Here is a 16,897-nt window from a genome sequence, read left to right on the forward strand (position 1 = left end):
GACGGAGCGCCGATGCATCTCGCACGTTTGACCGTGTCGACGCTACGGGGGTTGTCGCTGGCCGCGCTGATCTGGTCAGGCACAGGCCGCGCAGAAGGGGCCGCCGATCCGGTGTGGCCGACCCGGCAGTGGCAGACGACGACGCCGGAAGAGCAGGGGATGGATTCCGCCGCGCTGGCACGGCTCGTCAACTTTGGCGCGGCTCACAGTTTCGATGGTCTCCTGATCGCGCGTCATGGACGGATCGTGCTCGACGCTTACTATGCGCCGTACACGCCGGAGATCCCGCATCTCTTCAATTCCGTCACCAAAGCGGTGACCGGCACGCTGGTCGCGATGCTGCTCAGGGACAATTTGCTCGACAGCCTCGACCATCGCATGGTGGATTTCTTTGCCGACCGCACCATCGCCAATCTCGATGACCGCAAGCAGGCAATCACGATCCAGACCATGCTCGACATGACCTCGGGGATGGCCTGGACGGAGGGCGTCGAGGGCGGCAGGCCCGACTCGCTGATCGAATGGGGGCGCAGCCCCGATGCGATCCAGTTCATCCTGGACCGTCCGATGGCGAAGGCGCCGGGCGAGGCGTTTGACTACAACACCGGCAATCCGCAGCTGCTGGCCGCGATCATCAACAAGGTCACCGGCGTGAGCGCGCGGGACTATGCGGTGACGAAACTGTTTCGCCCGCTGGGGATTGCCGCGCCCTACTGGCACAGTATCGGGCCGGGGCTGACGCAAGGCGGCGGCGGGCTTCTGCTCGCGCCGCGCGACGCCGCCAAGATCGGGCTGCTCTATCTGCATGACGGCGAATGGGAGGGGCAGCGGCTGCTGCCGTCCGGCTGGGTCGATCGCATCAGGCACGCGACGACAGAGATGCACGCTTCGTTCGATCCGTCCCTGCACTACGCCAATTTCTTCTGGGTGATGCCGAAGCAGCAGGCCTTCATGGCGGTTGGCGACCGCTGCCAGCTGATCATGATCTTTCCCGCGCTCGACATCGTCACGGTCGTGACCGCGCGCGACTACTGCTCATTCGGCAGGATTGCCGACGACATTTCCGGCGCCGTCAAGTCCGACACGGCGCTGCCGGTGAACTCCGCCGGCGGCAATCAGCTTGCCGCGGCGCTGCGCGATAGCGCGACGGAAAAGCCGTCGGCGGTTGGTGCGGTGCCCGAGACTGCGGCGGCCATCTCGGGCAAGACCTGGCGCTTCCCGGCCAACGGTCTCAATCTGCGGGCGCTGACGCTGTATCTGACCGATCCGTCCGCGCACTATGAGCTGGAAACAGCGACGCCGGATGCGGCGAGGCCGGTAATCAAATTGGCGGGACCGATCGGGCTCGACGGCACCTATCGTCTCGGCCAGCCAACGCCGCTCGGCGTGATGGCGCTGAAGGGGACGTGGCAGACCGGTGAGACGTTTGCGATCGACCTGCGTCTGGTCGGCGGCGATACCGACCGCAGATGGTTGCTCACGTTCGACGGCGGCAAGGCCAGGCTCAGCGGCAAGGATCGCTTCGGCCACGATGTGCAGGTCGATGCGGAAGCGCAGGGCGCGCAATAACGATTCGTCATTTTGCGGCGGCGCACGGTGCAATGACGGTGATGTGTGCACGCACCCCGGCCTTCCCTGCGCCCTCTGTTCAAGAGAGAGGGCGAAACAAAATGCAAAACTCGGACAAGGATGTCGCGAGAACGCGAAAGCGTGATCCACAAGCAGCGCCATAAATTCAGTGTCGTCCCTGCTTTCGCAGGGACGCCTGGGAAGGAGCCATGCACTCGATCACCGCTTTCGGCTTTCGCGGGTGATGGCACCGAACGAGCTGTTTGACAGGTCAATCGGACGTCTCCCCGTCGCGTGCAACGGCTTTGCCGTTGCGGCCTGAGCAGGCCCCCAGCACGACTGACGCACGCCAACGCGCACGCCGGCCATTGTCAGATGGCCGCGCGGATCAGCAATGCTACGGAGATTGTGCGCCCTCGAGTCGCGGCGCGGCAGCGCGCCTAGTGGTCGGTCTTCGGTGTCTTGGCTGCAAAGTCGAGGCCGAGCCGAAGCGCGCGCTCCTGGCGCTCTTCCGTCAGGAACTGCAGCTCCCGTTCCAGCGACCGCGCGACCTCGTCCTGCGTTTTCTGGGAGTGGCGGCGGGAGCCGCCGTGCGGTTTGGCCGGTTGGGCAGTCACGGGAGAACCCTTGTCATCGCAGTGTCACAGGCCCTGATGCCACGGCCGGAGTCCGGCGGACAATCAAAAAGAATTCAGCGGGCAGTCTTTGGAACGTTTGTTGTGCATCTGACTCAAATTTAAGCAGGAAATTCTCTAAGGCCTTGTCGCGAACGGCCAAGCCGTAGACCCGCGGTCTCATCAATTCGGATGAGACGGCCCGGTTCCCACGAAATCATTTCCGGATTCGCACGAAGACGTCCCGAAACCGACAAGGTCTAACCTTAGTAGCGTTGTGAAGGACGGGTGCCTGGTGAGACGCTGACGGTTGAGGTCGTAAGATTCATCGGTGCTCCTGAGACGTTGGGGATGATCTCGGAAATGAAGAAGCCGAATGCTGTGCCATATGTCTGGGCGGCCGCGCTGATCGCGGTCGTGATCTGGGGCGTGAGCGGAACCCCGCAGATGGCACATACCTCTGCCAGCAGCACGCATCTGGCTCGGGCGCGCTAGCGCGATTTCAAGCGAGGTGGCTTCCGGCTCGCGTCAAGACAACGCGTCTCCACAAAAGCCAGAGCGTTTTCGAGCGAAGTGGACACCGGTTCGCGTGAAGAAGACGCGTCAAAACTAGAATCTAGAGCTTCGGCCGCAGCGAGCGCTGCATATCCATCGTGTAGGTGTAGCGCCCTTCCGGGTGCGTGGTGATGGTGACCTCGAACAGTTCCTCGCGCAGGCCGTAGTAGCGGCGCACCACGGTGAGCGCCGGCGATCCGGTCTTGACGCCGAGTGCCTTGGCGATCGGCGCCGGCATGCCCCGCACGAAGATTTCCATCTGCGCGCGCTCGGTGACCTGGCCGTACATCTTGGCGATCTGCTCATGCACCGGGGTGCGGCCATGGTCGGGCCGCGTCACGACATCGGCGAACCGGCGCAGCACGTAGATCTCGGTCCAGCCGAGCGGTGCTGCGAACTGGTCGGAGCGGCGCACGGCCTCGATCAGGAACCAGCTCCTGCCGGGCTCGCATTTCAGGAGCGCAGCCAGCTTGCGGTCGGCGACGATGTCGCTGCTGCCGACCACGTCGCGGTAGGTCTCGTTGGAATAGCGCAGCCACTCGCCGAGCGACTTGACGCTGTGGGTGAACAGCACCGGCGGCTCGGAGGCGATCACCACCGAACCGAGGCCGGCGCGGCGTACGATCAGGCCCTGGTCGATCAGGATGCGCAGCGCCTCGCGCACGGTCTGGCGACTCGCCTGATAGCTCGCCATCAACTCGGTTTCGGTCGGCAGCAGATTGCCGACCGCGTAGGTGCCGAGACGGATGTCCTTCTGCAGCCCGGTGGCGATGTCGCGGTAGCGGGACGATCTCGCCCTCTCCGGTTGTTCAGACATGGCGGATCACTGGTATGCCATATGGCAGGCAACCGGATGTCCAGACTGCATCGACTGCAACGCGGCTTCGAACGCGGCGAGCGTTGCCAGCACATCTGCTTCGGGGACCGGGAACGGCTGCCTGCGTTCGACCGCGTCGGCAAAGGCCGCAAGTTCCGCGGTGAGCGTGTTGACCGCCGGATAGCGCGTCGTCGCAGGCGCCTCGCCGGATTTCCGTAGCACCATCGTCCCCTCGTCGAGCACCTCTGCGGATCCCTTCGTCCCGAACACATGCACGCGCCAATAGAACGGTGTTGCGCGGACCGTAGCAAGGGTTGCACTCACGCCATTCACAAATTCAATCGCTAAAGTTGCAGTATCGAGCGGCGGCGGTCCGGCCTCGCGTTCACTCAACCGGGCATAAACCTGTCGGGCAGGACCAAGGAGGCTGACGAAGCCGTCGAGCACATGCAGCCCCGCGCCGGTCAGCCCGCCGCCCGGCGACTCCTCGGGCGATAGCCGCCAGCCCTGCGTGATGCGTTGCGAGTTCTCGTTGCTATTGTGGCCCTCGACATGCAGGATCGTGCCGAGCTCGCCGCTGGCGACCATCGCGCGCAGCGCCTGCATCGACGGCCAGAACCGGCGGTTATGGCCGACCGCGAGCAGCACGCCGGCATTGCGGCAGGCCGCGAACATCTCGGCCGCATCGCTGCGCTTGAGCGCCAGCGGCTTCTCGCAAAACACCTGCTTACCGGCCGCGGCGGCCGCGATCACCTGGCTCCGGTGCAGCGAATGCGGTGTTGCCAGCAGCACGGCATCGATCTCGGGCTCGGCCAGCACGGCCTCCAGGCTGACCGCGGGCGACAGGCCATGCGCCGCGCAGAAGCTCGCGGCGGCGCTCATGTCGGGTTCCACCGCGCGGACGATCCTCAGTCGCGGCTCGCTCTGCGCAGCCTCGACCAGCGCGCGGCCCCAGCGGCCGAGGCCCGCGATCGCACAATTGATCATGAGTGGTCCCTGTCCTGATTGCGTCCGGCACGAATCGCCTCGATGACAGCGGCGCTGTCGCTGTCCGGGCCTCGAAGCGCGATCGCCTTGCGCAGCAGCTCGGCCTGTATCGAGGTCAGCGGCAGAGGCAGGCCGAGCCGGCCGGCCTCCTGCAGGATCAGCTCGGCGTCCTTCAAGGTCTGCGCGATATGCGATTGCGGCGCGAAATCCTGCGCCAGCATCTTCGGTCCCTTGCTGTCCATCACGGCGGAATATGCCGCCGATTGCCGCGCGGTCGCAAGGAAGCTCGCGCCATCGAGGCCGAGGCTCTCGGCGAAGGCGATGCCTTCGGCGAGCGCGGCGCGGTTGTTCTGCAGGATCAGGTTGATGGCGAGCTTGGTACGGCTGGCATTGCCGATCGCGCCGACATGGATGCGCTGCGGGCAGAGGATGTCGAGCGTCGCCGCGGCGGCGGCGATGACGTCGTGATCACCGGCGACCAACGCGGTGGCCGTGCCCGCGCGCACCTCGGCGCTGGTGCCCGAGATCGGCGCTTCGATGAAGGAGAGGCGCGAGCGTGCGGCGAATTCGGCAATCGCCGTGATCTCGTCCGGCGCGCAGGTGGTGGTGCAGATGACGAGCGGCGGCGGCGCGGCGTTCGCGAGGTCCGGCAGCAAGCCCGTGACCTGGGCCGCGTCGTACACCGCAATGACGATGGTCCGGCAGCGCGCCGCCACCTCGGCGGCGAAGGCCGCGAACTCGGCGCCGCTGGCCCGCAGCCCATCCGTCTTCGCCGCGTCGACGTCGAAGCCGATCACCCCGACGCCGGCGTCGATCAGCCGCGCGGAAAGCGCTGATCCCATCAGCCCCAGGCCAATCATGCCGACAGGTGTCTCGCGAGCCATGATGCGGCGGAGCTCTGGTCTATTGCGGCTGGATGCCGGCCGCCTTCACCTCCGCCGACCAGCGCACGACCTCGCTCTTGACGAAGGCGCCGAACTCGGCCGGTGCCAGCGGCGCCACCGTCACGCCGACATCGGCGAGCTTCTTCCTGGTCTCCGGCATTGCGAGGTATTTGGCGCACTCGGCGTAGATCTTGTTGACCACCGGTTCCGGCGTGCCGGCGGGTGCGAACAGCCCGTACCAGATGGTGGCCTCGAAGCCGGGCATCGCTTCGGAGAGCGCAGGCAGGCCGGGCGTCAGCTCGTTGCGGGTCGCCGATGTCACGGCGATCCCGCGCAAGGTGCCGCCCTGCATCTGCGGGATCGCGACCGAGAAATCGCCGAAGGTCAGGTCGATCACCCCTGCCATCACGTCGGTCATCGCCTGCGGCACGCCGCGGTATGAAGCTGCGATCAGCGACAGGCCGCCGCGCGACTGCAGCTGCGCGATCGAGATCTGCGATGCGCCGGAGCCGTAGCCGGCGGTGAGATTGGGGGTGGCCTTGGCGTAGGCGAGGAACTGCGGCAGGTCCTTGACCGCAAGCTTCGGGTTGACCAGCAGCACCATCGCCGTGGTGGTGGTGCGGATCACCGGCGCGAAATCCTTCACCGGGTCGTAGGGCAGGCTCTTGAGGGTTGCGACATTGCTGGCATGGGTGGTGTTGGTGCCCATCAACAGGGTGTAGCCGTCGGGCGCGCTGCGGGCGACTTCCTGGGCGCCGATGCTGCCGAGCGCGCCGGCGCGGTTCTCGATCAGCACGGTCTGGCCGAACGCATCCTGCAGATGCTGGCCGACCAGCCGCGCAACATTGTCGGGCCCGGCGCCGGCCGGAAACGGCACGATGATCCGGAGCGGCCGTTGCGGGAAATCGTCCGCTGCCCGCACCGGCAGGGCTGGAAGCGCAGCGAGCAGGACGACGAGCAGCCCCAGCCGTAACTTCATCCCGGTCCCCTCCGCTTCTGCTTTTGGCCAATTTATACGGACAAATGGCTCGGAAGCGCAAGCGTCGAGCCTGTCGGAATGTTGAGGTGCGACATATTTATCCGTATAAATAGCTCATACAGGGGAGCCAGACGACGATGGTGGACATCAGCGATCTCCATGCCCGCGGGCTGCGCCGGCGCCAGAAGATGTTCGGCGAGGTCGATGTCGCCAAGCGGATGGCGGCCGCGGGCGAATTTGGCACGCCGCTGCAAAACATCATCAATGCCTACGTCTATGGCGACGTCTGGGAGCGCAGCGGGCTGTCCGACCAGATCCGCAGCCTCGTGATGCTCGGCATCACCGCGGCGAGCAGCAAGCCGACCGAGTTCCGCGTCCATGCCAAGGGCGCGCTGGCCAATGGCTGCACCGCTGCGCAGGTACAGGACGTGCTGCTGCTGGTCGCGATGTATTGTGGCATTCCGGCCGCGATCGAGACCAGCAAGATTGCAGCCGAGGTGTTCGGCGAGGCGCCTGCGGAGGGGTAGGGCACGGGCCTGCGCCGTGATAGGGACGTTGCCGACTGCGACCGGCAACAGGATCTGCCCATGTCCGCCTTCCCGACCTCGACCACCGTGCTCGATTCCGTGCTGTTTCGCGATGCTTTCGGCACGCGCGAGATGCGCGAGGTGTTTTCCGACCTGCGGCTGCTCCAGCGCTATGCGGAAGTCGAAGTCGCGCTCGCGAAGGCCGAAGCGCGCTGCGGCGTAATCCCTGCGGAAGCGGCCGAGGAGATCGCAAGGCGCACCGATGTCGCCGCGTTCGATTTCGACCTGCTGCGGCAGGAGACCGACATCGTCGGCTACCCGATCCTGCCGCTGGTGCATCAGATGGCAAAGCAGTGCGGCGAGGCCGGCCGCTATGTCCATTGGGGCGCCACCACGCAGGACATCATGGACACCGCTGTGGTGCTGCAACTGCGCGACGGGCTGACAATCATCGAGGATGACATCGCTGCGTTGCGCGGCATCCTGGCCGATCTCTCGAAGAAATACCGCGACACGCCGATGGCCGGCCGCACCCATCTGCAGCAGGCGCTGCCGGTGACCTTCGGCTACAAGACCGCGATCTGGCTCGCCGCCTTCGATCGCCACGCCGCGCGGCTGGCGGAGCTGAAGCCGCGCGTGCTGGTCGGCCAATTCGCCGGCGCCGCCGGCACGCTGGCCTCGCTGGGTGACAAGGGCTTCGAGGTCCAGAACGCGCTGTGCGAGGAACTCGGCCTCGGCGTTCCCGTCTCCACCTGGCATGTCGCGCGCGACGGGTTGGCGGAAGCGGTGAATTTCCTCGCGCTGGTCACGGGGACGCTCGGCAAGATCGCGCTCGACATCATGATCATGGCGTCGACCGAATTCGGCGAGGTCTACGAACCCTTCGTGAAGGGACGCGGCGCCTCCTCGACCATGCCGCAGAAGCGCAACCCGATCTCGTCGGAGCTGATGCTCGCCGCTTCCAAGGCGGTGCGTCAGCATGCAGGTTTGATGCTGGACGCGATGGTGCAGGATTTCGAACGCGCCACCGGCCCGTGGCACGCCGAATGGATGGCGATCCCGGAAAGCTTCGTGCTGACCGCAGGCGCCCTGCACCAGGCCAGGTTCGCGCTTGGCGGCCTGATCGTCGACGAGAAGCGGATGGCCGGCAATCTCGACATCAGCCGCGGGTTGATCGTTGCTGAGGCCGTGATGATGGGCCTTGCGCCCGCGATCGGCCGGCAGGAGGCGCATGATGTGGTCTACGACGCCTGCCGTGTCGCCAACGACAGGGGTCTGACGCTGGCCGAGGCGCTGGCCGCGGATGATCGCGTCACGAACCGGATCGATCGGGCGACCATCAACCGTCTCACCGCGCCGAAGAACTATCTCGGCCTCGCGCCCGAGATGGTCGACAGGGTACTGACGTCGGTGAAGCGGTAAAATTCGCCGCAATTGCTCGCCGTCGCGTGATCGGGCGCGGCTGGCGGGAACCTTGCGGACGCGGATCGAATTGGACTACGAATCCTCAAAGCCCTCAAACGACACGGCCGGACACTTCATGACCGCACATCAACGCAACCTTTCCGCCTCGATCGATCCTGTAAAACTCGATCGGCTCGCCGAAGTCGCGATCAAGGTCGGCCTGCAGCTGCAGCCGGGACAGGATCTGCTGCTGACGGCGCCTGCGGCGGCAATGCCGCTGGTGCGGCGGGTGGTGGAGCATGCCTACAAGGCCGGCGCGGGTCTCGTGACCCCGTTCTTCTCGGACGAGGAGCTCACGCTGGCGCGCTACCGCTACGCCAACGACGCAAGCTTCGATCGTGCCGCGGGCTGGCTCTACGAGGGCATGGCGAAGGCGTTCGGCGCGAACACCGCGCGGCTCGCGATCGTCGGCGACAATCCGATGCTGCTGTCGGGCGAAGACCCGACCAAGGTGGCGCGCGCCAGCAAGGCCAATTCGATCGCCTACCAGCCGGCGCTGGAGAAGATCGTCAATTTCGACACCAACTGGAACATCATCGCCTATCCCAGCACGTCCTGGGCGAAGCAGGTATTCCCCGACGATGCCGAGGATGTCGCGGTGGCGAAGCTCGCGGATGCGATCTTCTCCGCGTCCCGGGTCGATCAGGACGGCGCCGTCGCCAACTGGGAGAAGCACAATGCCAGGCTGCGCGAGCGCACCGAATGGCTGAACGGCCAGCGCTTCCATGCACTGAAATATTCCGGTCCCGGAATGGACCTCACCATTGGCCTTGCCGACGGTCATGAATGGGAAGGCGGCGCGTCGACCGCCAAGAACGGCATAGTCTGCAACGCCAACATCCCGACCGAAGAGGTCTTCACCACGCCGCACTGCCGCCGCGTCAGCGGCCACGTCGTCAGCTCCAAGCCGCTGTCCTATCAGGGCACGTTGATCGACAATATCTCGGTCAAGTTCGAGGAGGGCCGCATCGTCGAGGCCAAGGCCTCGCGCGGCGAGGAAGTGCTGAACAAGGTGCTCGACACCGACGAGGGCGCGCGCCGCCTCGGCGAGGTCGCGCTGGTGCCGCACTCATCGCCGATCTCGAAGAGCGGGCTGTTGTTCTTCAACACGCTGTTCGACGAGAACGCCGCCTCGCATATCGCGCTCGGCCAGTGTTACTCGAAATGCTTCGTCAACGGCGACAAGCTGACGCCGCAGCAGATCGCCGAGCAGGGCGGCAACAAGAGCCTGATCCATATCGACTGGATGATCGGCTCCGCCCACACCGACATCGACGGCATCCACGCCGACGGCCGCAGCGTGCCGGTGTTCCGCAAAGGCGAGTGGGCGTAAGCGGCGACTGCCCACTCAGTCCCGTCATCCTGAGGTGCGAGCGGAGCGAGCCTCGAAGGATGCACAGCCCCGCCGGTGGCCGTCGACCCTTCGAGACGCGCTACGCGCTCCTCAGGGTGACGGGGATAAATCTGCTGTTGCCGGACTTACACTGCAGGCCGGCTAACGAAACCGCCGCTCGCGTGCCGCGATCAGCTCGCCGCGCGGTGCGCTGAAGCGGCAGGTCTCGTGCTGCGGCTTGAAGCCGAGCCGGCGGTAGATCTTCAGCGCGGGTGCGTTGCGGCTTGAGACGTTGAGCCAGCAGGGATGTTCGACCGATACGTCGTGTGCGGCCAGCACGCGATAGACCAGCAGCTGGCCGAGCCCGCGTCCTTGCCGTGCCGGATCGACGGCGACGGACTCGATCCACATCGAGTTCCGCTCCGGCTCGGTCAGGCAGAAGCCCGACATCTGGCCATCTTCCGACGCGATCCAGACTTCGCTCTCGGTCAGGACCTGCGCCATCTCCTCCGGCGAATACCTGCGGAACGCGGAGTCCGAGGCATAGGCGGCGTTATGGATCCGCGCGACCTCACCGGCGCAGGCGGTGACGTCCGAGGCCTGCTCGATGGTGGCGCGGGCGGCGGCAAGCGTGCGCGCGGGCTGCAACGGCTCGACGCATTTCATCCCGATCTCCGACTCGACATGCACGAAACCGAAGGCGGCGACGAAGGCCATTCCGGCCGGCCAGTCGGTGCTGACCAGCGTCTGGACGGTGAGATCGGGATCGGCGTCGATCGCAAGCACGTCGTCGACCAGCGCGAGGCCGATCCGGCGGCGCCGCATCTCGGGCGCGACGACGATCTTGAGGAACCGGGAATGATGCGCGCCCTGATCGCGCAACGATGATTCAGCGAGCCCGAGGAGCCGGCCGTTGCGTTCAGCAATGCGGAAGTCGCGGCCGCCGCGGTTCTGCGGCAGCTTCAGGAACTGGTCCCACTGCGGCAGCGTGACAGGGCCCAGCCGCGGTTCCACCGCAGCCGCCTTTGCGTAGAGTTCGACCACCGCTTCTGCATCAGCCTCACGAAGCGGCCGGATGGTGATGCTGTCATCCATGAGTCGCAAGTTTACCCGATATCGAGCCGATAGACATCCTTTGCCGTCTGCAAGAACAACGCCGTCTTCTCGGCTTCGCTATATTGTGATGCAAGCCGTTTAAAGGTGTTGAAGATCACCTGATAGCTGCACTGTCCCTTATCAGGTGGGAAGTTGCTTTCGAACATGCAACGGCTCGGGCCGAAGGCCTCGATGCAGGTCTCCACATAGGGCCGCCAGGCGGCGGCGAGTTCCTCCGACGAGGGCGGCCTGGGGCGCAGGTGGAAGTCGTAGCCGAGCAGGCACATCGCCAGTCCACCGAGCTTGACCACGACGTTCGGGCATTTGGCGATCTGCTGGATCGACGCCTTCCAGACCGGAAAGGTCTCCTCGCGCTTGCCGGCGAAGCGGCCGGTGCCGACCGGGCCACCGCAATGGTCGAGCACGATCCGGGTGTCGGGAAAGGCACGGGCGAGGTCGGTCAGCTCGCCGATCTGCGGGTGGAACAGCCAGGCATCGAAGCTGAGCCCGAGCGGCGCCAGGCAGGCGAACCCCCTACGAAAGGTGGCATCCAGCAAGATGCCCTTCGGGCGATTGGCATACATGTGCGCGACATTGGGGTCCTCGTCCCAGGCCGAGGAGTGGCGGATGCCGCGGAACCGGCCGTTGCCGGCGGCAATCTCCGCCTCGAGCACCGCCTTGGCCTGGTCGCCGATCAGAAGGTTAACGTGGCTGACGATGCCGGCGCAGATCGCCGCCTTGCCGTAGCCGCCGCTTGCCGCCATCGCCGCGACGCCGTTGGCGAACTCGACCTCGCCGACCGGGCGGAACGCCTCCGGCCCGTCGGCGCGATACATCGACCGGCAATCGACATAGACGGTCGCGACGATGTTGTGGCCCGAGGCGATGTCATCGCGCATCTCCTCGATCAGATAGCGCAGGCCCCCACGGTCCCAGAGATGATGGTGCGGATCGACGATCGGCCTGTTGGGATCGATGATCTCCTCGGTGTATTGGGCGAGCCAGTCTTCGCGCGGATTGGCATAGAGCCCGCTCGCAGAGGCGGGCAGAGTGCTGGCCATGGATGATGCTCCCGGTTCTTGCTCTTGTCGGCCGCCGATCCGATGTCGGCTGTGCGAAGGATAACGAGCCGCGCGCGAGCAGGTCAAATGCGCAGGCGTGGCGCCTCGTGCCCTGTCACCATCCACGCCACGCCGGCGCCAGCGAACTGGACGAGGCTTCCGGCGATCATCGAAAGCAGCAGGCCGTGGCTGCCGCCGCCTGACGCCGCGTAGCACGCGCCGAGCACCGCAACCCCGATCGTCGCGCCGCTGATCCGGGCCACGTTGATCAGCGCCGCGGCCGTGCCGGCCCGCGCAGCGGCGACGTCGCCGACGGCTATCGCCGAGAGCGGCCCTGCGGCGAGACCGAGCCCGAGGCCGGTGATGGCCAGTCCGAACTCGGCCAGGGCGATGTCCGGTCGCAGGCCACCGAGGCCAATCATCAGGAGGCCGACACCCATCAGTGTCACGCCGCCCGAGGTGGGCGCGCGCAGCCCGAGCTTTTCCGACAGCATGCCGGAGAACGGTGAGACCAGGACGAAGACCAGCGACATCGGCAGCAGCGCGGCGGCGCTTGCCGCGGCATCGAGCCGTCCGCTCGACTGCCACGCCAGCGGCAGCACGAAGACCATGCCGTATCCGCCGAATGTCATGCCCGTGGTGGCGATCATGGCGGCGCGGAACCGGCGTGCGCTGAAAATCTCCGGCGACAGCAGCGCCCCGGCCCCTCTCCTTCTTTCGACGGCGATCAGCAGGGCTACCGAAAGCGAAGCGACGATCAGTGCTGCGGTCATCGCGCCCGGCGCCGATTGTGCGCCGATCGCGGCATAGGTCAGGCTTCCAAGCGCCAATGCACCGCAGAGCTGGGCCGGAATGTCGACCGCGCGCCGCTGCGGGTTGACCGATTCCGGGATCGTCGACCCAGCCATTAGCACGACGAGCAGGCCGAACGGCACGATCACCAGGAAGATGCTGCGCCAGCCCAACCACGGGATCAGCAGCCCGCCAAGGCTCGGTCCCAGTGCCATGGCGACGCCGTTGCAGGCGGCCCAGATACCAAGCGCACGGGCGCGCTCCTCCGGCCGGTCCCAGACCACCCGGATGATCGCAAGCGAGGCCGGAATCATCAACGCACCGCCGGCGCCGGTGAGTGCGCGACCGACGATCAGCACCAGCGCGGATGGCGCGGCCGCGCACAGCAGCGATGCGCCGGTGAAGATCGCGGCGCCGCAGATCAGGATGCGGCGCCGGCCGTATCTGTCCGCGAGCATCCCGCCGGTCAGCAGCGAGACCGCGTAGACCAAATTGTAGCTGTCGACGATCCATTGCAACTCATCGACACCGGCGCCGAAATGATCGCCGATCGCGCGCGCGCCGAGATTGACGATGAACGTATCGATGTGCGCGATCGTGACGGCGAGGCACAGCGTCAGCAGCGTGAGCCGGTGCGATGCGCGCACGGCAAAGGGTTTACGCCGGAGTATATCGTCCATCGCGTATCCTGCTATCCGATGTTGGGTAGGGCGTTCAGGCCCTGGTGGCGGACCGCCTGGCGCGGGCGCGCTGCTGTGGCGAGACCTTGGGCCGCGTGCCTGCCGCGACCCACTCGTCGTAGAACTCGATCTTGGCGTCGACCAGCGCGAGCGCTTCGGTCCATTTGGCGATCATGGCCCGGACGCGGAGCTGGTGCTCGGCGAGCAGCGCGCGGCGCTTGCGCAAGGTCGCGCTGCCCTGCTTCACCAGCGTGGTATAGTCGCGAAGCTGCTTGATCGACATCCCGGTCAAGCGCAGCCGCTCCATCAGATCGAGCCAGCCGATGTGATAGTCGTTGTAGACGCGGCGGCGGCCGCGGTCCCTGACGACGCCGGGCATCAGGCCCTGCGCTTCATACCAGCGGATGGTATGCACGCTTCGGCCGGAGCGCCGCGCGATGTCGCCGATGTAGAGTGCGTTCGGCGTCGCCTGCAAATCGGGTGTCCGGGCGTCCATCACAGATAAACCGCTTTCATCGCGCCGGCCGGATAGCGCTCACCTGCCGCAGCGCCGGCCGGGATAGCTGCTGAAATCCGTGCCAGCTCGTGCGGCGAAAGCACCACGTCGAGGGCGCCGATGTTCTCGTCCAGCCGGCTGCGCTGCTTGGTACCGGGAATCGGCACGATGTCCTGTCCCTGAGCCAGCAGCCAGGCCAGCACGAGCTGAGCCGGTGTGCAATTCTTCTCGCGTGCGATCGTCACGATGCCGCTGACGAGATCGCGGTTGCGGGCAAAATTATCGCCGGCGAAGCGCGGATGGTCGCCGCGGCGATCGCCCGCGATGTCGGCCTGCGACTGGATCTGCCCGGTCAGGAAGCCGCGGCCGAGCGGCGAATAGGCGACGAAGGCGATGCCGAGCGCCCGCGTCGTTTGCAGGGTCTCCTCGGCCTCGCTGCGGTACAGCAGGGAATATTCGGTCTGCACCGCGGCCAGTCTGTGCACCTTGTGCGCGCGGCGAATGGTTTCGGGGCGCGCCTCGCACAGGCCGAGATGGCGAACCTTGCCTTGCTCGACCAGACGCGCCATCGCGCCGACCGTATCCTCGATCGGGACGTTCGGATCGATCCGGTGCTGGTAATAGAGATCGATGGTTTCGATGTTGAGCCGCTTCAGGCTCGCCTCGCAGGCTTCTTGGACATAAGCGGGCCGTCCGTCCACGCCCTGTCCGGTCGTGGTCTTCACCTGACCGAATTTGGTCGCGACCACGACCCTGTCACGCAGGCCCTTCAGCGCGCGGCCCAGCAATTCCTCGTTGTGGCCCCAGCCATAGAGATCGGCGCTGTCGAGGAAATCGATGCCGCGGTCGATCGCATAACGGATGAAGTCGGGCGTCGCCGTATCGTCGTTGGCGCCGTAGACGCCGGACAGTGACATGCAGCCGAGCCCGACGGCGGAAACCTGCGGGCCGTCATTGCCGAGCCTGCGGTGCGGGAGCTTGCTTGAAGGTGTCATGCGGTTGGTCCTCGTGGCCGGGTGTTGCCGGACGATCCCGAGTGAACAAGCTAGAGTATACTCTAGGTCAAGCGCGAAAAGTGCCGGCGCACGAAATCGTGTCAGGGGGCAGTCGGGCGCCTTATACGCCGTCGAGGATGATCACCGTCGGCGCCGCCGGCAGCGTGTCGCGCGAGATCCGCAAGGTGCCCTCACCGCCGCGGCGGTCGATCTCGAATTGCTGGCCGATCAGGCGCATGAATTCGTCGAGCGGGGTGGCAAAGCGGTGCATCGGCAGCACCACGGATGCACGCAGCCGCTTGGTGATCTCGGAGATGCCGTCGAGCGACATCGTATAGGTGCCGTCGATCGGCACCATCACGATGTCGAGCCGGCCGATCGCCGCGAAATGGCTGTCGTCGAGCTTGACGTGGAGGTGGCCGAGATGGCCGATGCACAGGCCGGCGACCTCGAAGATGAAGATCGAGTTGCCGTCCTTGATCATCTCGCCGCCGGAGTCTTCGCCCCAATAGCGGCGGATGTCGGTGGTGACGTTGCGGACATAGACGTCGCCGATCCGCATCCCGTAATGCGCGGCCTGGCCGTTCTCGCCCCAGCCATGCAGCACGTAGGGAATTTTCGGGTCGGGAAACAGCGTGTAATGCGTCTCATGCGCCCGGTTCATGGTCGCGACGTCGGGCAGCCGCCCGGTCCGATAGACGCCGTTGTAGTCGGTCGCGATCCTGAGGCCGCCGGGCGTGTCGATGTAATAGGTGGAATGGCCGGCATAGGTGATCGCGACCTCGTCGGCTTTGGCTGCGACGCGCCGGTCGTTCACCGGGGTGGCGCGTGGCGGTGCGTTGGCCATCGCCAGGCACTCGCTGCGCTGGGCATCCTGCGCCAGGGTGTGGCTGGTGGACGTTCCCAACAAGACGAGCGCGGCAAGCAATCTCAGCATGACCTGTTCCGCCTTCGGCGATATCCGCCGGCGTCAGACTATCGCGCAATTGGCGTGCCGTCATGATGAGGCGGCGCATCGCTCCATGGCGTTGGCTGCAATACGATCCGGGCGATTATTGCGTCGGGACGCGTTACCATGCTGCGCAGATCACAGCGATCAGGGAGTTTTGCGTGACTGACAATAGCTCCGCGCCGCGCGCACCATCCACCAAGCGGCTCGAGCCATTGCGCCCAGTCGACGCAGGCGTGCTCGACATCGCTTATTACGAGGCTGGTCCGGCCGACGGTCCCGCCGTCATGCTGATGCACGGCTTTCCCTACGACATCCATTCCTATGTGGATGTCGCCCCGATGCTGGCGGCCCAGGGTTGCCGGGTCATCGTGCCCTATCTGCGTGGCTACGGCCCGACGGCCTTCCGCGACAAGGCGACGCCGCGCTCGGGCGAGCAGGCGGCGGTCGGGGCCGACCTGATGGCGCTGATGGATGCGCTCGGCATCAAGCGCGCGGTATTTGCCGGTTACGACTGGGGCGGCCGCGCCGCCTCGATCGGTGCGGCGTTGTGGCCGGAACGATGCATCGGGCTCGTCTGCACCAATGGCTACATGATCCAGGATATCGCGAACGCTATGGTGCCGGCGCGTCCCGAGCGCGAGGTGCCGCTGTGGTATCAGTACTACTTCCAGCTCGAGCGGGGGCGGGCGGGGCTTGCCGCCAACCGGCGCGGCATCGCCAAGATATTGTGGGCGCAATGGTCGCCGAGCTGGGCGTTCGACGATGCGTGCTTCGAGCGGACCGCGGTCGCATTCGACAATTCCGATTATGTCGACGTGGTGATCCACAGCTACCGGCATCGCTACGGCGTTGTCGCCGGGGATCCGCAATATGCGGATTTGCAGCGGCGGCTAGACGCGCTGCCGGTGATTACGGTCCCCACCATCACGCTCGACGGCGCCGATGACGGCGTGACGCCTGCGCGCGACGGCAGCGCCAGCGCGGCAAAATACACCGCCCGCCGGGCGCATCGCGTGATCCCGGGCGCCGGCCACAATCTGCCGCAGGAAGCGCCGGAGGCGTTCGCCGCGGCGGTGATGGAGCTGGTGAAGGGCTAG

Annotated in this window: 17 protein-coding genes; 6 read left to right on the plus strand and 11 right to left on the minus strand. The window is 66.0% G+C overall.

What is annotated here, in order from left to right; all coding sequences use genetic code 11:
• The first annotated feature begins 12 nt into the window (after positions 1–12).
• Positions 13–1,569 carry a serine hydrolase domain-containing protein gene (locus AC066Y_RS12460; RefSeq protein ID WP_478274120.1) on the plus strand — a complete coding sequence of 519 codons (1,557 nt, stop codon included), beginning with the start codon at positions 13–15 and terminating at the stop codon, positions 1,567–1,569.
• 440 nt (positions 1,570–2,009) lie between these two features.
• Here AC066Y_RS12460 and AC066Y_RS12465 read toward each other — a convergent pair whose 3' ends face one another.
• Positions 2,010–2,186 carry a hypothetical protein gene (locus AC066Y_RS12465; RefSeq protein ID WP_478274121.1) on the minus strand — a complete coding sequence of 59 codons (177 nt, stop codon included), beginning with the start codon at positions 2,184–2,186 and terminating at the stop codon, positions 2,010–2,012.
• 348 nt (positions 2,187–2,534) lie between these two features.
• Between AC066Y_RS12465 and AC066Y_RS12470 the strand changes: the two genes are divergently transcribed.
• Entirely contained in the window at positions 2,535–2,678 is a 144-nt protein-coding gene (locus tag AC066Y_RS12470; protein ID WP_375786535.1) for a hypothetical protein, read from the plus strand.
• Between the two features lie 121 nt (positions 2,679–2,799).
• On the opposite strand, the gene AC066Y_RS12475 is transcribed toward AC066Y_RS12470, so the two are convergent.
• The 4 genes from AC066Y_RS12475 to AC066Y_RS12490 are packed head-to-tail and all read right to left on the minus strand — an operon-like array spanning position 2,800 to position 6,405.
• Positions 2,800–3,555 carry a GntR family transcriptional regulator gene (locus tag AC066Y_RS12475; protein WP_478274122.1) on the minus strand — a complete coding sequence of 252 codons (756 nt, stop codon included), beginning with the start codon at positions 3,553–3,555 and terminating at the stop codon, positions 2,800–2,802.
• Positions 3,556–3,561: 6 nt separating this feature from the next.
• On the minus strand, positions 3,562–4,542 hold the full coding sequence (locus AC066Y_RS12480; protein ID WP_478274123.1) for a Gfo/Idh/MocA family protein: 981 nt from the start codon (positions 4,540–4,542) through the stop codon (positions 3,562–3,564).
• Positions 4,539–5,426 carry an NAD(P)-dependent oxidoreductase gene (locus tag AC066Y_RS12485; RefSeq protein ID WP_478274124.1) on the minus strand — a complete coding sequence of 296 codons (888 nt, stop codon included), beginning with the start codon at positions 5,424–5,426 and terminating at the stop codon, positions 4,539–4,541. Before AC066Y_RS12485 ends, AC066Y_RS12480 begins: the two co-directional genes overlap by 4 nt.
• Positions 5,427–5,445: 19 nt before the next feature.
• Positions 5,446–6,405 (minus strand): Bug family tripartite tricarboxylate transporter substrate binding protein, encoded by a 960-nt coding sequence (locus AC066Y_RS12490; RefSeq protein WP_478274125.1) that lies wholly within the window; start codon positions 6,403–6,405, stop codon positions 5,446–5,448.
• Positions 6,406–6,542: 137 nt separating this feature from the next.
• Here AC066Y_RS12490 and AC066Y_RS12495 point away from each other — a divergent pair, with 137 nt between their 5' ends.
• The 3 genes from AC066Y_RS12495 to AC066Y_RS12505 all read left to right on the plus strand — a co-directional run bounded on the left by AC066Y_RS12495 (position 6,543) and on the right by AC066Y_RS12505 (position 9,729).
• Positions 6,543–6,932, plus strand: a complete 390-nt coding sequence (locus tag AC066Y_RS12495) for a carboxymuconolactone decarboxylase family protein (RefSeq protein WP_478274126.1) — start codon at positions 6,543–6,545, stop codon at positions 6,930–6,932.
• Between the two features lie 60 nt (positions 6,933–6,992).
• The gene (gene pcaB, locus AC066Y_RS12500; RefSeq protein WP_478274127.1) at positions 6,993–8,354 is read left to right on the plus strand and encodes a 3-carboxy-cis,cis-muconate cycloisomerase; all 1,362 of its coding nucleotides are present in this window, start codon (positions 6,993–6,995) and stop codon (positions 8,352–8,354) included.
• 118 nt (positions 8,355–8,472) lie between these two features.
• Positions 8,473–9,729: an aminopeptidase gene (locus tag AC066Y_RS12505; RefSeq protein ID WP_456759403.1), complete on the plus strand. Its 1,257-nt coding sequence runs from the start codon at positions 8,473–8,475 to the stop codon at positions 9,727–9,729.
• A gap of 162 nt (positions 9,730–9,891) precedes the next feature.
• Here the strand turns inward: AC066Y_RS12505 and AC066Y_RS12510 are convergent, their stop codons facing one another.
• From AC066Y_RS12510 to AC066Y_RS12535, 6 genes are all read right to left on the minus strand, one after another.
• Positions 9,892–10,824: a GNAT family N-acetyltransferase gene (locus tag AC066Y_RS12510; RefSeq protein ID WP_478274128.1), complete on the minus strand. Its 933-nt coding sequence runs from the start codon at positions 10,822–10,824 to the stop codon at positions 9,892–9,894.
• An 11-nt stretch (positions 10,825–10,835) separates the two neighbouring features.
• Positions 10,836–11,885 (minus strand): amidohydrolase family protein, encoded by a 1,050-nt coding sequence (locus AC066Y_RS12515; RefSeq protein ID WP_478274129.1) that lies wholly within the window; start codon positions 11,883–11,885, stop codon positions 10,836–10,838.
• An 83-nt stretch (positions 11,886–11,968) separates the two neighbouring features.
• Positions 11,969–13,357 (minus strand): MFS transporter, encoded by a 1,389-nt coding sequence (locus AC066Y_RS12520; RefSeq protein WP_478274130.1) that lies wholly within the window; start codon positions 13,355–13,357, stop codon positions 11,969–11,971.
• Positions 13,358–13,391: 34 nt separating this feature from the next.
• Positions 13,392–13,853 carry a MerR family transcriptional regulator gene (locus tag AC066Y_RS12525; RefSeq protein WP_478274131.1) on the minus strand — a complete coding sequence of 154 codons (462 nt, stop codon included), beginning with the start codon at positions 13,851–13,853 and terminating at the stop codon, positions 13,392–13,394.
• Positions 13,853–14,848, minus strand: coding sequence for an aldo/keto reductase (locus AC066Y_RS12530; protein ID WP_478274132.1), 996 nt, complete (start codon positions 14,846–14,848; stop codon positions 13,853–13,855). Before AC066Y_RS12530 ends, AC066Y_RS12525 begins: the two co-directional genes overlap by 1 nt.
• Positions 14,849–14,969: 121 nt before the next feature.
• Positions 14,970–15,785, minus strand: coding sequence for an MBL fold metallo-hydrolase (locus AC066Y_RS12535; protein WP_478274133.1), 816 nt, complete (start codon positions 15,783–15,785; stop codon positions 14,970–14,972).
• Between the two features lie 173 nt (positions 15,786–15,958).
• On the opposite strand from AC066Y_RS12535, the gene AC066Y_RS12540 reads away from it, so the two are divergent.
• Positions 15,959–16,897 (plus strand): alpha/beta fold hydrolase, encoded by a 939-nt coding sequence (locus AC066Y_RS12540; RefSeq protein WP_478274134.1) that lies wholly within the window; start codon positions 15,959–15,961, stop codon positions 16,895–16,897.

This window comes from Bradyrhizobium sp. USDA3010 (assembly GCF_056429065.1).

Coding starts and splice junctions, on each gene's coding strand:
- AC066Y_RS12460 (WP_478274120.1), top strand. CDS start 13: ATGCATCTCGCACGTTTGACCGTGTCGACGCTACGGGGGTTGTCGCTG.
- AC066Y_RS12470 (WP_375786535.1), top strand. CDS start 2,535: ATGATCTCGGAAATGAAGAAGCCGAATGCTGTGCCATATGTCTGGGCG.
- AC066Y_RS12475 (WP_478274122.1), bottom strand. CDS start 3,555: ATGTCTGAACAACCGGAGAGGGCGAGATCGTCCCGCTACCGCGACATC.
- AC066Y_RS12480 (WP_478274123.1), bottom strand. CDS start 4,542: ATGATCAATTGTGCGATCGCGGGCCTCGGCCGCTGGGGCCGCGCGCTG.
- AC066Y_RS12485 (WP_478274124.1), bottom strand. CDS start 5,426: ATGGCTCGCGAGACACCTGTCGGCATGATTGGCCTGGGGCTGATGGGA.
- AC066Y_RS12490 (WP_478274125.1), bottom strand. CDS start 6,405: ATGAAGTTACGGCTGGGGCTGCTCGTCGTCCTGCTCGCTGCGCTTCCA.
- AC066Y_RS12495 (WP_478274126.1), top strand. CDS start 6,543: ATGGTGGACATCAGCGATCTCCATGCCCGCGGGCTGCGCCGGCGCCAG.
- pcaB (WP_478274127.1), top strand. CDS start 6,993: ATGTCCGCCTTCCCGACCTCGACCACCGTGCTCGATTCCGTGCTGTTT.
- AC066Y_RS12505 (WP_456759403.1), top strand. CDS start 8,473: ATGACCGCACATCAACGCAACCTTTCCGCCTCGATCGATCCTGTAAAA.
- AC066Y_RS12510 (WP_478274128.1), bottom strand. CDS start 10,824: ATGGATGACAGCATCACCATCCGGCCGCTTCGTGAGGCTGATGCAGAA.
- AC066Y_RS12515 (WP_478274129.1), bottom strand. CDS start 11,885: ATGGCCAGCACTCTGCCCGCCTCTGCGAGCGGGCTCTATGCCAATCCG.
- AC066Y_RS12520 (WP_478274130.1), bottom strand. CDS start 13,357: ATGGACGATATACTCCGGCGTAAACCCTTTGCCGTGCGCGCATCGCAC.
- AC066Y_RS12525 (WP_478274131.1), bottom strand. CDS start 13,853: ATGGACGCCCGGACACCCGATTTGCAGGCGACGCCGAACGCACTCTAC.
- AC066Y_RS12530 (WP_478274132.1), bottom strand. CDS start 14,848: ATGACACCTTCAAGCAAGCTCCCGCACCGCAGGCTCGGCAATGACGGC.
- AC066Y_RS12535 (WP_478274133.1), bottom strand. CDS start 15,785: ATGCTGAGATTGCTTGCCGCGCTCGTCTTGTTGGGAACGTCCACCAGC.